Source organism: Vibrio crassostreae 9ZC13 (assembly GCF_000272045.2).
In the GTDB taxonomy this organism is placed as follows: domain Bacteria; phylum Pseudomonadota; class Gammaproteobacteria; order Enterobacterales; family Vibrionaceae; genus Vibrio; species Vibrio crassostreae_C.
The window spans coordinates 770830-771867 of record NZ_AJYZ02000019.1 but is presented as its reverse complement, the minus strand read 5'-3'; the positions used below and the strand labels follow the sequence as shown (position 1 = coordinate 771867).

Here is a 1038-nt window from a genome sequence, read left to right as displayed (position 1 = left end):
GGTGCAACGGACATTGAAGGCGACAACCTAACGGTTGAAGGTGTGACCTACGATGGTGGCGACGGTATTCTTACCGACAACGGTAATGGCACATACACCTTCGCACCGAATGAAAACTTCAATGGTGACGTAAACTTCGGCTTCGATGTGTCAGATGGCACCGATACGGTCTCTGCCAACATCGATGTGAGCGTAACCGCGGTTGATGATGCACCTGTATCGGGTGACCTAGCGTACTCAGTTGATGAAGACGGCTCGATTCGTTTAAGCCAAGAGCAGTTACTATCGCAAGCGTCAGATGTTGAAGGCGATGACCTGACAGCCAGCGACCTTACGGTTGGCGGTGATGCGACGGTTGTAGCCAACGATGACGGCAGCTTCACGATTACGCCAGATGAGAACTTCAATGGCGACATCGATATCAGCTTTGATATCTCAGATGGCACCAATACCGTTCAAGCCTCTGCAGACTTAACCGTTAACCCAGTAAATGATTTACCAGTCCCTCAAGATCAACAGTTCAGTGTTGAAGAAGATGGCACACTCATCTTTACTGATGCAGACCTGTTAACAGGCGCAACGGACATTGAAGGTGACAACCTAACGGTTGAAGGTGTGACCTACGATGGCGGTGACGGTATCCTTACTGATAACGGTAATGGTACTTACACATTCGCTCCAAACGAAAACTTCAATGGTGACGTAAACTTCGGCTTCGATGTCTCTGACGGAACCGATACGGTAACAGCAAACATCGACGTGAGCGTAACTGCCGTTGATGATGCGCCAGTGTCTGGCGACCTAGCGTACTCAATCGACGAAGATGGTTCGATTCGTCTAAGCCAAGAGCAGTTGCTATCACAAGCATCAGATGTTGAAGGCGATGACCTAACAGCCAGCGGCTTAACGGTCGACGGTGATGCAACCGTTACTCAAAACGATGACGGCAGTTTCACGATTACGCCAGATGAAAACTTCAATGGTGACATCGATATCAGTTTCGATATCTCAGATGGTACTAATACGGTTCAAGCATCA

At 48.8% G+C, this 1038-nt stretch carries 1 protein-coding gene; it reads left to right on the top strand.

What is annotated here, in order from left to right; all coding sequences use genetic code 11:
* On the top strand, positions 1–1038 hold a 1038-nt coding region (locus A136_RS22970), incomplete at both ends, for a cadherin-like domain-containing protein (protein WP_032546858.1).